Source organism: Pantoea sp., from assembly GCF_028283705.1.
Taxonomy (GTDB): domain Bacteria; phylum Pseudomonadota; class Gammaproteobacteria; order Enterobacterales; family Enterobacteriaceae; genus Pantoea.
On the sequence record NZ_JAPWKD010000001.1, the window covers coordinates 176,572 to 192,739 of the forward strand.

At 57.1% G+C, this 16,168-nt stretch carries 10 protein-coding genes; 1 reads left to right on the forward strand and 9 read right to left on the reverse strand.

Annotation, left to right across the window (positions count from 1 at the left end; genetic code table 11):
* Window positions 1-30 precede the first annotated feature (30 nt).
* The 9 genes from PW844_RS00790 to PW844_RS00830 form a co-directional block, all read right to left on the reverse strand.
* Entirely contained in the window at window positions 31-1,041 is a 1,011-nt protein-coding gene (locus PW844_RS00790; protein WP_299445682.1) for a Zn-dependent oxidoreductase, read from the reverse strand.
* Window positions 1,042-1,282: 241 nt separating this feature from the next.
* The gene (yegS, locus tag PW844_RS00795; protein ID WP_299445550.1) at window positions 1,283-2,182 is read right to left on the reverse strand and encodes a lipid kinase YegS; all 900 of its coding nucleotides are present in this window, start codon (window positions 2,180-2,182) and stop codon (window positions 1,283-1,285) included.
* A 230-nt stretch (window positions 2,183-2,412) separates the two neighbouring features.
* On the reverse strand, window positions 2,413-3,786 hold the full coding sequence (yegQ, locus tag PW844_RS00800; protein WP_299445552.1) for a tRNA 5-hydroxyuridine modification protein YegQ: 1,374 nt from the start codon (window positions 3,784-3,786) through the stop codon (window positions 2,413-2,415).
* Window positions 3,787-3,928: 142 nt separating this feature from the next.
* Window positions 3,929-4,636 carry a two-component system response regulator BaeR gene (gene baeR / locus PW844_RS00805; RefSeq protein ID WP_299445554.1) on the reverse strand — a complete coding sequence of 236 codons (708 nt, stop codon included), beginning with the start codon at window positions 4,634-4,636 and terminating at the stop codon, window positions 3,929-3,931.
* Between the two features lie 9 nt (window positions 4,637-4,645).
* Entirely contained in the window at window positions 4,646-6,031 is a 1,386-nt protein-coding gene (baeS, locus tag PW844_RS00810; protein ID WP_299445556.1) for a two-component system sensor histidine kinase BaeS, read from the reverse strand.
* The gene (gene mdtD, locus PW844_RS00815; protein WP_299445558.1) at window positions 6,028-7,437 is read right to left on the reverse strand and encodes a multidrug transporter subunit MdtD; all 1,410 of its coding nucleotides are present in this window, start codon (window positions 7,435-7,437) and stop codon (window positions 6,028-6,030) included. Before mdtD ends, baeS begins: the two co-directional genes overlap by 4 nt.
* A 15-nt stretch (window positions 7,438-7,452) precedes the next feature.
* Window positions 7,453-10,530 (reverse strand): multidrug efflux RND transporter permease subunit MdtC, encoded by a 3,078-nt coding sequence (mdtC, locus tag PW844_RS00820; protein ID WP_299445560.1) that lies wholly within the window; start codon window positions 10,528-10,530, stop codon window positions 7,453-7,455.
* The gene (locus tag PW844_RS00825) at window positions 10,527-13,649 is read right to left on the reverse strand and encodes an MdtB/MuxB family multidrug efflux RND transporter permease subunit (protein ID WP_299445562.1); all 3,123 of its coding nucleotides are present in this window, start codon (window positions 13,647-13,649) and stop codon (window positions 10,527-10,529) included. Before PW844_RS00825 ends, mdtC begins: the two co-directional genes overlap by 4 nt.
* Complete coding sequence (locus PW844_RS00830; RefSeq protein WP_299445564.1) at window positions 13,649-14,890, reverse strand: MdtA/MuxA family multidrug efflux RND transporter periplasmic adaptor subunit; 1,242 nt, start codon at window positions 14,888-14,890, stop codon at window positions 13,649-13,651. The genes PW844_RS00825 and PW844_RS00830 overlap by 1 nt, the downstream gene beginning before the upstream one ends.
* Before the next feature lie 241 nt (window positions 14,891-15,131).
* Between PW844_RS00830 and PW844_RS00835 the strand changes: the two genes are divergently transcribed.
* On the forward strand, window positions 15,132-16,097 hold the full coding sequence (locus PW844_RS00835; protein WP_299445566.1) for an aldo/keto reductase: 966 nt from the start codon (window positions 15,132-15,134) through the stop codon (window positions 16,095-16,097).
* The last annotated feature ends 71 nt before the right edge of the window (window positions 16,098-16,168 follow it).

A 16,168-nucleotide genomic window follows, 5' to 3' on the forward strand; every position in this document is an offset into this window, starting at 1 on the left:
GGCAGGAGGACACCTGGTGTGAAGGTTAACTCAGGCCATGTGCAGAATCACTTTGCAGCAGGTGCGTGGGTCTTTTTCGAACAACGTCATCGCGCGTTCAATTTCCGCCAGCGGGAAATAGTGCGTAACCAGTTTCTCTGGCTGAATCTGGCCTTTTTCCATCCACTCAATCACTTGCGGAAAACGGTTGCTGTTGAGACGCGAAGTAAACAGCGACAGCTCTTTGCTGGTCAGGCTCTGCTGCGTAATGCTGCAGGGTTCGCCTGAGAAGCCCAGCAGGCCGATGCGGGCTGCCGGTGAGGCGAGGGCGGCCGCTTCCGCCAGAATGGTCGGATGGCAGGCGGCATCAATGATGAGCGTGGGCTGCACCCCTTCAAGCTGGGCAGCCAGCGGGATCTCGCTGTTATTAAACACCTGGTCGGCACCGTTTTGTTGCGCCAGCGCCAGGCGCTCTGGCAGACGGTCCACCACCAGTACCTGTTTAACGCCGTAGACCCCTTTCAATACCTGAATGGCGGTCAGACCCATCGGACCGGCACCATAAATCAATGCGACATCCTGCGGCTGCGGTTGCAGGAACGCGGTGATGTTGGCGGCGATGGTGAAAGGCTCGACCATGCTGGCCAGTTTATCGGGAATGCTGTCGGGCAAACGGAAGGCATTTTTGGCCGGGGCGACAGCGAACTCGCTAAAGCCACCATCGCGGTGCACGCCAATCACCTGGAGTTCTTTGCAAACATTGGGGCGACCAATGGAGCAGGGATAGCAGTGACCACAACTCACCACCGGATCGACGGCCACGCGTTCACCAATACGACGTTCATCAACACCGAGACCTGTGGCATCGATCACACCAAAGAATTCATGACCGATCACGCGTGGATATCTGGCGAATGGATTATGACCGTGCCAGATATGCACATCGGAGCCACAGATGCTGGCAAACTGGACTTTAACGCGCACTTCTCCGGCGGCAGGTTGCGGCACAGGACGCTCCGCCAGCACCAGTTCACCCGGTTGTTTAATCACGACACTTTTCATCATCAGCTCCTTGCCTGGCATCCTCTTCAGGGGGGATTGGGCATTAACGGGAATTCAATGAGGAAAAAATACGCGCACAAATACTACCATACAAGTCTACGTTGCGGAGTTGTGAAGAGGGTCACAAGATGGGCAGGTACAGACACAGAGTGGTAGCGGCGCGATTTATCGCGCAACGTCTTGCGCGGTGTGGTGAAAAAATGCGCGATAAATCGCGCTGCTTCGGGGGATATTGCTCAGATCACGCCAGCAACGGGCACTGCGGCGGTAAACGGCAGCTCAGCGCGCCTGGCAGTACCTCAATCTGGAATTCACTGCCGGTGAGCGGTTCGCCATCGAGATTGAAGGTCATCTCATGGGGTGAGCGAATATGCAGTGACGGTAACTTCGCGCCGACTATGTTCGGGTTTTCATCATCGCGCGTCAGTGAATGCAGCAGGGTAGGCAGCAACTCCTGAGCCGTGACGATACTCAGGTTGAGCTGACCATCATTGATCAACGCATCCGGGCATAATTTCTGCCCACCGCCCGCCTGGCGACCATTACCAATGCCGATCACCAACGCATCGCCTTGCCAGTTAAAATCCGCGGCGCTGATTTCGCAGCTATCCGGCTTTAAGGTATCAACGCGGGTCAAACCGTGAATAAAATACGAGACGCCGCCGAGCGCCGATTTGAGTTTCTCTGGCGTTTCCGTGGTGATACGGGTGCCAAAGCCCCCGGTTGCCATGTTGATAAAGTAGCGATCGCCATTCACCCGCGCCAGGTCGATGGCGCTGGCCTTGCCAAGCACCGCCAGGCGCAATGCCGGTTCCATCTCCAGCGGGATACCGGCGCTGGTAGCAAAATCATTGGCCGTGCCAAGCGGTAAAATCCCCAGTACCGGTCGTTGTGATTCCGCTAATGCGGCCAGTGCGGTAGCGATTTCATTGATGGTGCCATCACCGCCACCCGCCACCACGGTTTCAGCCTGTAAACTGACCGCTTCCTGGACATAACGGTCACCATCGCCTTTTTCCCAGGTGACACGCACGGCCAGATTAAAGCCTTCGTCACGCAGTTGATTGACGGCGGTCCGTAGTTCCTCATTTCCGGCGCCTTTGCCGTTGAGGATCAATAACGTCAGCGGTTTGTTTTGCATGATTCGTCCCTTAATGCTTTCTCAGACAGGTGGTTATAGCATAGCTGGGCAGGGAACTTTATCGGCAGGTGACGAAAAAAGAAAACCCGCACGGGGGAGCCGGGCGGGTGAATGAGGTGGTTCCTGGTACTACCTGCTGTTTATTGTTACTCGTTAGCAGCGGAAGCGAGTTTACGCCAGGGCGAAACGGCGGTCTGTGATCTTGTTCTAATTTCAACCATTTCTTTTCATTACGTGCGATTGCTGGCGTGCGGATCGCGCGTACTGTCGCCATCGATAAAATTACGCAGCAGCAGGGCGAAAGTGAGATCGACATGTTCCGGCACCGGCAACCAGATGCGGTGACCGTCACCCGGAGCTACCTCAACTGCGTTGCCTTTGTCATTCTGCATTGCTTCCAGCCGACAGTTCAGATTGCCGTTGGGAGTCATAATCTCCAGTTCATCACCGAGCAGGAATTTGTTCTTCACTGCCACCTGCGCCCAGTCACCCCGGCGTTCGCCGGTAAACTCGCCGACAAACTGCTGGCGTTCGGATACCGAGTAACCCTGCTGATAATTCTGGTAACTGTCATGGGTATGGCGACGCAGAAAACCTTCGGTATAGCCGCGATGTGCCAGCCCTTCCAGCGTTTCCAGCAGCGCGGGATCGAAGGGCTTACCGGCGGCGGCATCGTCAATGGCCCGACGATAAACCTGCGCGGTACGTGCACAGTAATAAAACGACTTGGTACGCCCCTCAATCTTCAGTGAATGCACTCCCATCTGACTCAAACGCTCAACATGCGCCACCGCGCGCAGATCTTTGGAATTCATGATGTACGTACCATGTTCATCCTCAAAGGCGCTCATGGTCTCGCCGGGTTTCATCTTTTCTTCCAGCAGAAACACCCGGTCGGTGGGGGTACCGATGCCGAGCGTCGGTGTGCTGTCCTGCATCTCCACCGGCTGATGAAAACCGACAATATTGCCGACTTCATCCTGCTGGCCTTCTTCCACCTTGTATTCCCAGCGGCAGGCGTTGGTGCAGGTACCTTGGTTGGGATCGCGTTTGTTCAGGTAGCCCGAGAGCAGGCAACGGCCGGAATACGCCATACACAGCGCACCGTGTACGAAGATCTCGATTTCCATTTCCGGCACCTGCTGGCGGATCTCGGCAATCTCTTCCAGTGACAATTCACGCGACAGGATCACCCGCGTCAGGCCCATCTGCTGCCAGAATTTCACTGTCGCCCAGTTGACGGCATTAGCCTGCACCGAAAGATGAATCGGCATCGCCGGAAAGGCTTCGCGCACCAGCATAATCAGACCGGGATCGGACATGATCAGCGCATCGGGCTGCATCGCCACCACCGGCGTCAAATCGCGGATAAAGGTCTTCAGCTTGGCGTTATGCGGTGCGATATTAACGACGACGTAGAATTTTTTACCGAGCCGATGGGCTTCATCAATGCCTTTGGCGAGGTTTTCATGGGTGAATTCGTTATTGCGCACGCGCAGGCTGTAACGAGGCTGACCGGCATACACCGCGTCGGCACCATAGGCAAAGGCATAGCGCATATTCTTCAACGTTCCCGCTGGAGAAAGCAGTTCAGGTTTAAACATGGGATCTCACTGATGTCAGGTCAGCATGCCATTGTGGATAGCATGTGCAGTGGCCGTGTCAGACGGCCCTGCAAAAGGTGGGGAATTTTAGGCAGGGCCACCGCGAAGTAAATTGACCTGGATCAAGGTAATGCGCTGCCTGCTACACTAAGCGGCACACATCGGCTTCCCAGCGATAGCCCATACCGTATACCGCACGGATAAAGGGTTGCTCGGCATCGAGATTTTCCAGCTTACGGCGCAGATTTTTGATGTGACTGTCGATGGTGCGATCGGTGACCACGCGGTAGTCGTCGTACAAATGGTTAAGCAGCTGCTCGCGCGAAAATACTTTGCCCGGCTCCAGCGCCAGAGTCTTCAGCAAACGAAACTCGGCGGGCGTCAGCTCCAGCGGCTGTTCGCGCCAGCTGGCCTGAAAGCGGCTTTCATCAATCAGCAAATGGGACGCCTGCTGGGCTTCTTCCGGCGAGCGTTTGACACGGCGCAGGATGGTTTTCACCCGAGCCACCACTTCACGCGGACTGAATGGCTTACAAATGTAATCGTCGGCACCGATTTCCAGCCCCAGCAGGCGATCGATCTCTTCAGTGCGCGCCGTCACCATAATGATCGGCAGATCGGAAAAACGGCGGATTTCACGGCACAGGGTCAGGCCATCACGGCCAGGCAGCATTAAATCCAGCAGCATCAGATCTGGCGGAGACTGCTGCACATAAGTCAGCACCTCGCTGCCATCGCCAATGTGATGGGTGCGGTAGTTAGACGCCTGCAGATAATCAATCATCAGCTGCGCCAGTTTTGGCTCGTCTTCAACAACAAGGATTAAAGGGTCTTGCTTTTCCGTGCTCATAGGCTGCGCTTAGTGAGGAACATAGGGCAAGTTTAGCGTGATTTGCAGTCCACCTAAATCAGAGAGATCTGCACTGATGCTGCCGCCATGCGCTTCCGCAATATTTTTGCAGATGGCCAGGCCGAGGCCCGAACCGCCGCTGGCACGGTTGCGTGAGCTTTCGGCACGGAAGAAGCGCTCAAAAAGCCGTGCCTGATGGGTCGGATCGACACCGGGTGCGCTGTCTGCAAAGCACAGCTGCCAATGGTCACCCTGGTTTTTCATGGTCAGACGTACCTGACCACCCGCATCGGTATAGCGCAGGCTGTTTTCCAGCAGATTGGTGAACAACTGCATCAGCCGATCCGGATCGCCGAAACTGGCCGCCTCAGCAGGCAGCGACAGCTGTAATGTCAGTTGGCGGCTGCGATAGCGCTCACCAAAACTGCCTGCCACCACTTCCAGCAGGTGGACCAAATCCACTGTCTGCTTGCGGTAGGCAAGGGCGCCTGCATCCGACAGCGACAGTTGATGCAGATCGTCTACCAGTTTGGTCAGCACCACCACTTCGCTTTGCAGCGAGACGATGGCCTCCGGCGTCAGTTTACGAACGCCATCCTGCATCGCTTCCAGCTCACCGCGCAAAATCGCCAGCGGAGTCCGCAGTTCGTGGGAGATATCCGCCATAAAGGCGCGGCGATTGCTCTCATTTTTTTCCAGTGAACTGGCGAGCTGGTTGAAGTCACGCGCCAGTTGACCAAGCTCGTCGCTGCTGCCCACTTCAACCCGGGTGGCGAAATCCCCTGCGGCCAGATGATGGGTGCCATCCACCAGCCGTTTCACCGGGGCCAGTAAACCGCGCGCCATCAGCCAGGTCGCCAGCGCCGCCATCAGTGCGGTAAACGCCACAATGATCCAGCTGGTACGGCGTTGTTGCTGGTCAAAATTGATATCGGTGCTGCGCGTCAGGCGTTCCGCCGGAGAACCAATCACCCAGCCAACCACTTTACCGTTGCTGGTGGTAATGTTGCGCCTTGTGCCTTCAGGCGGTACCGGTGAACGCGGGCCGGACAGCACTTTGTACTGCTGGTCGATGATCCAGAACTGGGTACGCCAGCCGTGGGGTGGCAACTGATTTTCGCTGCCGGGATTCTGCTCCAGCGAACGCAGGATGGTAAAAATCAGGCGGTCATTATTGCGCAGGAAATCCCAGTTGCCGTGCTGCTCGTATTGATCGGCCAGCGCATCGCTGAGCAGCGTCAAACGTTGTTCGTTGCCTTTGCGGATGTAATCCACGAAGCCGTGTTCAAAGCTGAGTCGCACTCCCCAGTGCATGATGATAATCACTAGCATGCAGGTGGAAAAAATGGCCAAAAACAGCTTGGGACCAATCCCGAGTTTTACTGGCCGCTTCATCCTTCGCTCCTTTTTCGTCGCAAATCGACGTTTTTGCTCACATCCTGCGGCACGCGCCAGAACACCAGCGCAGGCAGGATAATCACCAGCGCCATGCTCAGGTAGGAGTAGATAAAGGTTTGATGGGCCGCAGCACTATTCACCACCGCGCCATGACCGAAAGCACCGAGCAGCAGACCAGCCACGGTCACCCCGATACTGGTGGAGAGCTGCATAATCATTGACAGTAAACTGTTGCCGCTGGACGCCAGATCGTCAGGTAACTCTTTCAGCGTCAGGGTATTCATTGAGGAGAAGCGGATAGCGTTAACCATGCCCTGCAGTAACAACACCACCGGCAACAGCCAGGTCCAGCCGAGCAGCGCCACCGCTGGAAACAGCAGCACCACCAGCGCCAGCGCGCAGGTGCCGCCCACCAGCGCGTTGCGGTAGCCAAACATATTGACGATCCTGACCACCACGCGTTTGATCCCCATATTGCCCAGCACCATGGGAATCATCATCAGGCCAGCATGAAACGGGCTAAACCCGAGACCGACTTGCAGGAAAATCGGTGTCATAAACGGCAACATGCCGCTGCCGATGCGGCCAGTAAAGCTGCCGAGCAGGCCGATGGAATAGATACGGTTATCGAATAATTTCAGACTGAACAAGGCGTTGTCGTTGTTGCGACCATGCATCAGGTAGAACAGCAGGGAAAACACGCCAACCAGGATCAGCAGGCCGAGCAGCAACGGTGAGCCGCCGGTGCTGCGCTGTCCATCCAGCGCCAGCGTCAGAGTTGCCATACCCACCGCCAGCAGGCCAAAACCGAGAAAATCGAAGCGCCGGGTTTGCATGGTGTAGTTGGGCATGATGGCCAGCGTGGCGATCGCGCCGATAATGCCTACCGGGATATTAATCAGGAAGATCCAGTGCCAGCTGGCGTACTGCACCAGGATGCCGCCGAGCGCCGGGCCGAGGAGTGGGCCCACCTGGCCGGGCAGGGTGACAAAAGTCATTGCCGACATGTACTGCTCGCGTGGGACAATTTTCATCACCGTTAAGCGCCCGACCGGCACCATCATCGCGCCGCCCACCCCCTGAATCACACGCGCCAGGATCAGTTGATCCAGCGAGGAGGAGAAGGCGCAAAATATCGAGCCAATGCTGAATAACACGATGGCGGTGAAGAAGATATTGCGCACGCCAAAGCGGTCCGCCAGCCAGCCGCTGAGCGGCAGGGTGACGGCCACTGTCAGGACGTAGGACACAATCACCGAATGCATATGCAGCGGGCTGACGTTAAGGTCATGCGCCATCGACGGGATGGCTGTGTTAACGATGGTGGTATCCAGCGACTGCATAAAAAAGCCAAAAGCGACAATCCACAGCTGCCAGCGCACTGTCGCGTTCTGAGTGGTCATGGTTTCTTCATCCCGTCAATTCTCCTGAATGTTGATCAGTACCGGACGCTTCCTGCGCCGCAGCTTATCCATCATCAGATACACCACCGGGGTGGTGTAGAGCGTCAGCAACTGGCTCATCACCAGGCCACCGGCGATGGTGATGCCGAGCGGCTGACGCAGTTCCGCGCCGTCGCCGCTGGTCAGCACCAGTGGCAGTGCACCAAACAGCGCCGCCAGTGTGGTCATCATGATCGGGCGGAAACGCAGCTGGCAGGCCTGGAAAATCGCGTCACGTGCGGTCAGATTGCCTTTGCGTTCAGCTTCGAGGGCAAAATCGACCATCATGATGGCGTTTTTCTTCACGATGCCAATCAGCAGCAGAATGCCAATCAGCGCAATCAGGCTGAACGGCGTATTAAACAGCTCCAGCGCCAGCAGCGCGCCGACCCCGGCCGAGGGCAGGGTAGAGAGAATGGTCAGCGGGTGGACGTAGCTCTCGTACAAAATCCCCAGCACGATATAGACCGCCGCAATTGCCGCCAGAATCAGGTACAGCTGGCTGGATTGTGATTGCTGGAACACCTGCGCGGTACCAGCAAAGCTGCCGCGTACGCTGGCGGGCACACCGAGTGCCGTCATGGTGCGGTCGATGGCATCCGACGCCTGGGATAAGGATACCCCTTCCGGCAGGTTGAATGAGATAGTCGAAGCGGCCGATAAGCCCTGATGGTTAACGGACAGCGGCGCGTTGGCCGGTTGCCAGCGGGCAAACCAGCTCAGCGGGATAGCTTTGCCATCGCTATTGATCACGAACATCTGGTCCAGCGAGCTGATATCCTGGGTGTAGCGTGGATCGACTTCCATCACCACTTTGTACTGATTCAGCGGCTGATAAATGGTGGAAATCTGACGCTGACCAAAGGCATTATTTAGCAGCGCGTTGGCGGCGGAGACATCGATGCCCAGCCGTGCCATGCTGTCGCGATCGTACGTCAGGTCCATTTCGCTGCCTTTGTCCTGTTGATCCGAGTTAACGTCGGCCAGTTCCGGCAAGCTGGAGAATGCCTGACGGATCTGCGGTTCCCAGGTGCGCAGGTCCGTCAGATTATCGGACAGCAGGCTGTACTGATAACTGGCGTTGGATTCACGTCCTCCGATGCGAAGATCCTGCACCGCGTTGAGGTAGAGATTTGCGCCCGGTTCCTTCGCCAGTTTGATGCGCAGGCGCGCAATCACTTGCTGCGCATTTTCGCTGCGCTCAGATAAAGGTTTAAGCGAGATGAACATCGAACCGCTGTTGGTACGCGAACCGCCGGTAAAGCCGGTGACGTTATCCACCGCCGGATCGGCTTTGATGATGTTCATGAAATCCTGCAATTTGCCGCGCATCGCCTGGAAGGAGATGCTCTGATCGGCGGAAATAAAGCCAGTCAGCCGCCCGGTATCCTGCTCTGGCATAAAGGTTTTGGGGATAGAAATAAACAGCCAGATGGTCAGACCGACGGTAGCGATCAACACCAGCAGTACCCAACGCGCATGATCCAGAACCCAGCCCAGCGAGCGACCGTAGCCATGCTGTACCGCCATCAGCAGCCGACCAAAACCCCGTAAGCGCGGTTGCGCGCGACGGGCCTGGGGCTTGAGCAAATACGCGCACATCATCGGTGTCAGGGTGATGGAGACAAACAGCGAAATCAGAATCGCCACTGACAAGGTGATGGCGAACTCGGAGAAGAAACGCCCAATCAGGCCGCCCAGCATCAGCAGCGGCAGGAATACCGCAATCAGCGACAGGCTCATCGACAGCACGGTAAATCCGACCTCGCGCACCCCCTGCAACGCGGCCTGCAGGGGTTTCATCCCCGCTTCCACATGGCGCGCAATGTTCTCCAGCACCACGATGGCATCATCCACCACAAAGCCGGTGGCGATGGTCAGCGCCATCAGCGACAGGTTGTTCAGGCTGAAGCCACACAGATACATGGCGGCAAAGGTGCCAATCAGCGAAACCGGCACCGCTGCGGCGGGGATCAGCGTGGCGCGGCCATCGCGTAAAAAGAAAAATACCACCAGAATCACCAGCGCCACAGCAATCACCAGCGACTGCTCCACCTCATGCAGAGAGGCGCGAATGGTCGGCGAACGATCCTGAGCGACCTGTAAGTCAATAGACGCCGGGATCACATCATGCAGCAGCGGCAGTTCGGCGCGGATGCGGTCAACCGTATCGATAATGTTGGCATCTGGTGACTTACGGATGATCAGCAGCACTGCGGGTTTACCATTGGTCATCCCGGCGTTACGCACGTCCTGCACTGAATCCTGCACGTTGGCCACGTCACTCAGTCTGACGGACGCCCCGTTGTTATAGTTCACCACCAGCGGTTGGTAATCGCTGGCCGATTGCAGTTCATCGTTGGTACGCAGCTGCCAGCGCAGTTGCTGATCGTCAATCGCACCCTGCGGGCGGCGCTGGTTGGCGTTAACAATGGCAGTGCGCACCGCATCCAGCGATACGCCTTGATTAAACAGCGCCTGTGGATTGAGATCGACACGCACCGCCGGTAATGAACTCCCCCCGACGGTGACATCGCCAACGCCTTCAATCTGCGACAATTTCTGTGCCAGCTGGGTTGAGGCGTAATCATACAGCTGACCGGGATTATAAATGTCCGAGGTCAGCGTCAGAATCATGATGGGCGCGTCGGACGGGTTGGCTTTGCGATAAGTCGGACGGCTCGGCATACCCGTCGGCAGCAGGCTTTGCGCGGCATTGATCGCCGCCTGCACATCGCGCGCCGCACCGTTAATATCGCGGTCAAAATCAAACACCAGAATAATACGGGTGCTGCCGAGCGAGCTGGTGGAGGTCATCTCGCTGACCCCGGCGATACGCCCGAGCGAGCGCTCCAGCGGGGTCGCGACTGACGACGCCATGGTTTCCGGCGAGGCGCCGGGCAGGGAAGCGGAAATCACAATTACCGGAAAATCCACCTGCGGCAGTGGCGCAACCGGCAGCAGGCGGAAGCCGAGAATACCCGCCAGCGCAATCGCCAGCGTCAGCAGCGTGGTAGCGACAGGCCGGTGGATAAACAGGGCGAAAAACTTCACGGTTGTGCCTCCGAACGTTGGAAGCGGCGGCGCGTGGCGTGCGCCAGACGGTCAAATAACAGGTAGATCACCGGCGTGGTGAACAGCGTCAGGATCTGGCTGAGGATCAGTCCCCCTACCATCGCGATCCCCAGTGGACGCCGCAGCTCAGCACCCGCACCCATGCTCAGCATCAGTGGCAACGCGCCAAGCAACGCCGCCAGGGTTGTCATCAGTATCGGGCGGAAACGCAGCAGGCAGGCCTGATAAATCGCCTCATAGGGTGCCATCCCCTGTTCACGTTCGGCGGCCAGCGCGAAGTCGATCATCATGATGGCGTTTTTCTTCACGATACCGATCAGCAGGATGATGCCGATGATGGCCACAATATCCAGCTCGTTACCGCTCAGCATCAGCGCCAGCAGCGCACCCACCCCGGCGGTGGGCAGCGTTGAGAGGATGGTGATGGGGTGAATAAAACTCTCGTACAGCACGCCGAGCACGATATACATCGCCACCACCGCCGCGATAATCAGCCACACCGTGCTGGTCAGCGCCGCCTCGAACGCCAGCGTGCTGCCCTGGAATTGCGTCATCATCTCGGCAGGCATCCCCACCTGGTCTTCCGCCGCACTGATGGCTTTAACCGCTTCACCCAGTGAATAGCCCTCGGCGACGTTAAATGAAAACGTGGCTGACGGGAACTGGTCAAGATGGTTGATGCTCAGTGCGGCGTGACGTTCCTCCACCGTGGCAATGGCGCTGAGCGGTACGCTGCCACCAGCGGTGCTGGCAAGACGAATGCCGTCAAGGCTGGCAAGGCCGGGTGTGGCATCGTTGTTTTGCCCCAGCACCACGCGATACTGATTTGCCTGGGTGTAGATGGTGGAGATCAGGCGCTGACCAAAGGCGTTGTACAGCGCATTGTCGATATCCGCCATGGTGATGCCGAGTCGGCTGGCGCTGTCGCGATCGACGCGAATAAAGGCTTCCAGCCCCTGATCCTGCCAGTCGCTGCTGACATCGCGTAACTCAGGCAGGGTATTGAGCTGGTTAAGCAGCGCAGGAACCCAGGTACTGAGCGACTCCAGCGAACCCGATTGCAGCGTGAACTGATAGGGGGTGCGGCTGGCCTGGGTATCGATGGTGAGATCCTGTACCGGCTGCAACCAGAGCGAGACCCCCGGAATCTGCGCCACCGCTGCCTGTAGCCTTTTTTGTACCGCCGGGATGCGGTCATCACGCTCGGACAGGGGTTTCAGGTTGATTTGCAGCCGTGCGCTGTTGAGCGCGGCATTGGTGCCGTCAACACCGACAAATGACGTCAGGCTCTGCACTGCCGGATCTTTCATCACAATCGACGCCACATCACGCGTGCGTTGCGCCATGCTGGCATAGGAAACCGACTGCGGAGCCTGCAATGTCCCCTGAATAATGCCGTTGTCCTGCTGGGGAAAGAAGCCTTTGGGAATCGCTATCCACAGCAACACGGTAAGCAGCAGGGTGCCGAGCGCCACCGACAGCGTCAGCCAGGGATGTCGAAGTACCTGTGTCAGCCAGCGACCATAACCGGCGATGATACGGTCAAACATCGCTTCACTGGCGCGGGAAAAACGGTTTTGTTTACGCAGCGATTCGAGGCTTAGCATACGCGCGCACATCATTGGCGTCAGCGTCAGCGACACCACGGCGGAAATCAGGATCGCCACCGCGAGGGTAACGGCAAATTCGCGGAACAGGCGGCCAATCACATCGCCCATAAATAACAGCGGAATCAGCACGGCAATTAACGAAAAGGTCAGGGAGATGATGGTGAACCCGATTTCGCCTGCGCCTTTCAGTGCGGCGGTCAGGGGTTTCTCACCTTTCTCCAGATAACGGGAAATATTCTCGATCACCACGATGGCATCATCAACCACGAAGCCGGTGGCAATGGTCAGCGCCATCAGCGTCAGGTTGTTAATGGAGAAACCGAGGAAATACATCGCGGCAAAGGTGCCCACCAGTGACAGTGGCACCGCTACCGCCGGGATAATGGTCGCCGGGACATTACGCAGGAACAGGTAAATGATCATCACCACCAGACCAATCGCCAGCATCAGTTCATGCTGGGTATCCGCAACGGAGGCGCGGATATTGGTGGTGCGGTCGGTCAGCAGTGTGACCTCAACCGACTTAGGCAGCGCTGCGGTGAGTGATGGCAGCAGGGCGCGAATGTTATCAGCGGTGGCAATGATATTGGCCCCCGGCTGACGTTGTACGTTAAGCACAATCGCGGGCTGCCGATTGGCCCAGGCACCGAGCCAGCTGTTTTCTGCTCCCTGTTCAATGGTGGCAATATCACCCAGACGCACCGGTGCGCCATTGTTGTAGCTGATGATGAGGCGGCGATAATCCTCGGCGGAGGTCATCTGGTCGTTGGCGGACAGGGTGATGGAACGAGTGGGGCCATCCAGGCTGCCTTTAGCTGAATTGACGTTGGCATTGCTGATCGCTGTGCGCACCGTTTCGCTGGTTAGCCCCAGCGACGCCAGCGCCTGGGCGTTCATTTGCACTCGTACTGCCGGGCGTTGCCCGCCAGAAAGGGTCACCAGCCCGACACCGGAGACCTGGGAAATTTTCTGCGCCACGCGCGTTTCCACCATATCCTGCACCTGAGTTAACGGCATGCTGGTGGTGGTGACGGCGAGAGTCATAATCGGCGGATCCGCCGGATTGACTTTACTGTAAACCGGCGGGTTAGGCAGATCGCTGGGTAGCAGGTTGGTGGCGGAGTTGATCGCCGCCTGCACTTCCTGTTCCGCCACATCCAGCGACAATGAGAGCTGGAATTGCAGTGTGACCACCGAAGCGCCACCGGAGCTTTGCGAGGACATCTGCTTCAGCCCGGACATCTGGCCGAACTGACGCTCCAGTGGTGCGGTAATTGAGGAGGTCACCACATCCGGGCTGGCCCCGGGGTAGAGGGTAACGACCTGAATCGTCGGATAATCCACTTCCGGCAACGCGGACACCGGCAGGAAGCGATAACCGAGAATACCGGCCAGCAGGATGGCGATCATCAGCAGCGTGGTCGCCACCGGGCGCAGAATAAACAGGCGCGACGGTCCGCCGCTGGCGTCGGGAGGCATCACCTGCATTATTGACGTTCTCCACGTGCCGGTTGGGTGGCGCGCCGGTTCAGCGGCGTGGTGCTTTGCGGTGCGACAATTTCGACCGTCGCCCCTTCAGTTAAGCGGTCCAGACCATCTGTGACCACGCGATCCCCTGCGGCCAGCCCGGCACTGATCACCACTTGCTGGCTGTCCTGCAAACCGGCGGTGACCCGTTTTTTACTCACTTTATTCTCGCTGTTCACCACCCAGACGAAATGCCCCTCATTACTCATTTGCAATGCGGCGGTGGGGATCACCACCGCATCCTGCAGGGTATCGACTTTCAGGCGCGCATTGACGAACTGGTTGGGGAACAGCGCGTCATCCTCGTTGCTGAAGCGCGCTTTCAGTTTGATGGTGCCAGTGGTGACATCGATCTGGTTATCAATACTCAGCAGGGTGCCGGAGGTCAGCAGGGTTTTATTGCTGCGATCCCAGGCATCCACCACCAGCGGCTGGCCGCTTTTCTGTGCTTTGAGGATCTGGCTGATATTATTCTCTGCCACGCTGAACACCACGTCGATCGGGTGGGTTTGCGTGATCACCACTAACCCAGTGGTATCACTGGAAGTCACGTAGTTACCGACATCAACCTGTTTCAGGCCAACCCGCCCGGAAATGGGGGCGGTGATACGGCTATAGGTCAGATTGAGCTGGGCGCTGGCGACGTTACCTTCATCGGCCTTGATGGTACCGAGGGTTTCACTCACCAGTGAACGTTGGGTATCCAGTTCCTGCTGCGACACCAGCGCGGTTTTCGCCAGTTGTTCATAACGGGCTAAATCACGCCGCGCATTAGCCAGTGTGGCCTGATCTTTCGCCAGTTGTCCCTGAGCCTGAATCAATGCGACCTGATAAGGGCGCGGATCGATTTCTGCCAGTAACGCCCCGGCAGTCACCTGCTGACCTTCATTGAAATGTAGCGCCATGAGCTGACCATCCACACGGCTGCGTACTGTGACGGTGTTGGCGGCGGTGACGGTGCCCAACCCACTCAGATAATGCGGAACGCTTTGTAATTCGGCGTTTGCGGCCTGCACCGGCGCCAGTGGACGACCCCCACCATTTGCGCCACCGGCACCACGACCATGATGGCGCTGTCCTTCGGCCTGTGGTTGTTTATTCGGTTCTGCCGGATGCTGCCACCAGTAATAACCTCCGGCCAGCACAGCGACGATCGCCAGGGTGATGAGACTTTTTTTCCACAACGGATGTCGGTTCTTCATGAATTGATGCGCTCTCCTGCGTAGTCGTTTCCCAAAATGCGCAACCCAACCAACCGGAGCGCAAACCAAAGAATTGTAATCGCCTGGTCTGGGCAAAAATTGAAGGAATTAAGAATATCGTTCTGAGCCTGCTAATTATTCATATTCTGTACGAATTTATCAGGATTTTTTCACCAGCATGTTTCGGCCCTTTGCTAAGCTCGGAAGCTATACCGTCTCGTTTCAATTAAGGAGAAATAAAATGAGTCAACAATCTACCCGCCAGCTTGGCGACAGTGGTATTGCAGTGCCGGTTCTCACTTTTGGAGGTAATGTCTTCGGCTGGACCGTTGATGAGAAAACCTCGTTTTCCCTGCTGGATGCGCTGGTGGAGAAGGGATTGTGGTTCATCGACACCGCCGATGTTTATTCACGCTGGGTACCCGGTAATGCAGGCGGTGAATCCGAAACTATCATTGGCAAATGGCTGAAGAAAAGCGGCAAACGCGACAGCATCGTACTGGCGACCAAAGTGGGTATGGAGCTGTCACCGGAAAAAACCGGCCTGAAGCCACAATATATTCGTCAGGCAGTGGAAGATTCGCTGCGCCGTCTGCAAACCGACTACATCGACCTGTATCAGGCACACCGCGACGATCAGGATACCCCGCTGGCCGAGACGCTGGCCGCGTTTGATTCGCTGATCAAAGAGGGCAAGGTCCGTGCCATTGGAGCCTCTAACTACAGCGCCGACCGTTTGCAGGAAGCACTAAAAATCAGCGAGCAGCAGGGATTAGCACGTTATGAAACTCTGCAACCTGAGTACAACCTTTATGATCGCCAGGGTTACGAAAACGGCCTGGAGCAGGTCGCGGTGGGACATGGCCTGGGCGTGATTAATTATTATTCACTGGCGAGCGGCTTCCTCAGTGGAAAATATCGTAAAGCCGCGGATGCCAGCAAAAGTGCACGCGGGCAGGGCGTGGTTGCCAAATATCTCAATCCGCGTGGCCTGCTTATTCTGGAAGCGCTGGACGATGTGGCCGACTCGCACGATGCATCGCCAACCCAGGTGGCACTGGCCTGGCAGATTGCGCGCCCGAGCATCACTGCGCCGATTGTGAGCGCGACCTCGCTGTCGCAGATTGATGATCTGGTGAAAGCGACACAGCTGACGCTAAGCAAACAGGAGATTGAAGAACTGTCCCGCGCCAGCGCAGCCAATTAATGATTGAAGGGTTACGGCACGGTTTATCGCGCCGTAACAATAAGATAGGTTCGGAACTGTCCGATTATTTT

Coding starts and splice junctions, on each gene's coding strand:
- yegQ (WP_299445552.1), bottom strand. CDS start 3,786: ATGTTTAAACCTGAACTGCTTTCTCCAGCGGGAACGTTGAAGAATATG.
- mdtD (WP_299445558.1), bottom strand. CDS start 7,437: ATGACCACTCAGAACGCGACAGTGCGCTGGCAGCTGTGGATTGTCGCT.
- baeS (WP_299445556.1), bottom strand. CDS start 6,031: ATGAAGCGGCCAGTAAAACTCGGGATTGGTCCCAAGCTGTTTTTGGCC.
- baeR (WP_299445554.1), bottom strand. CDS start 4,636: ATGAGCACGGAAAAGCAAGACCCTTTAATCCTTGTTGTTGAAGACGAG.
- PW844_RS00830 (WP_299445564.1), bottom strand. CDS start 14,890: ATGAAGAACCGACATCCGTTGTGGAAAAAAAGTCTCATCACCCTGGCG.
- PW844_RS00825 (WP_299445562.1), bottom strand. CDS start 13,649: ATGCAGGTGATGCCTCCCGACGCCAGCGGCGGACCGTCGCGCCTGTTT.
- PW844_RS00835 (WP_299445566.1), top strand. CDS start 15,132: ATGAGTCAACAATCTACCCGCCAGCTTGGCGACAGTGGTATTGCAGTG.
- PW844_RS00790 (WP_299445682.1), bottom strand. CDS start 1,041: ATGAAAAGTGTCGTGATTAAACAACCGGGTGAACTGGTGCTGGCGGAG.
- yegS (WP_299445550.1), bottom strand. CDS start 2,182: ATGCAAAACAAACCGCTGACGTTATTGATCCTCAACGGCAAAGGCGCC.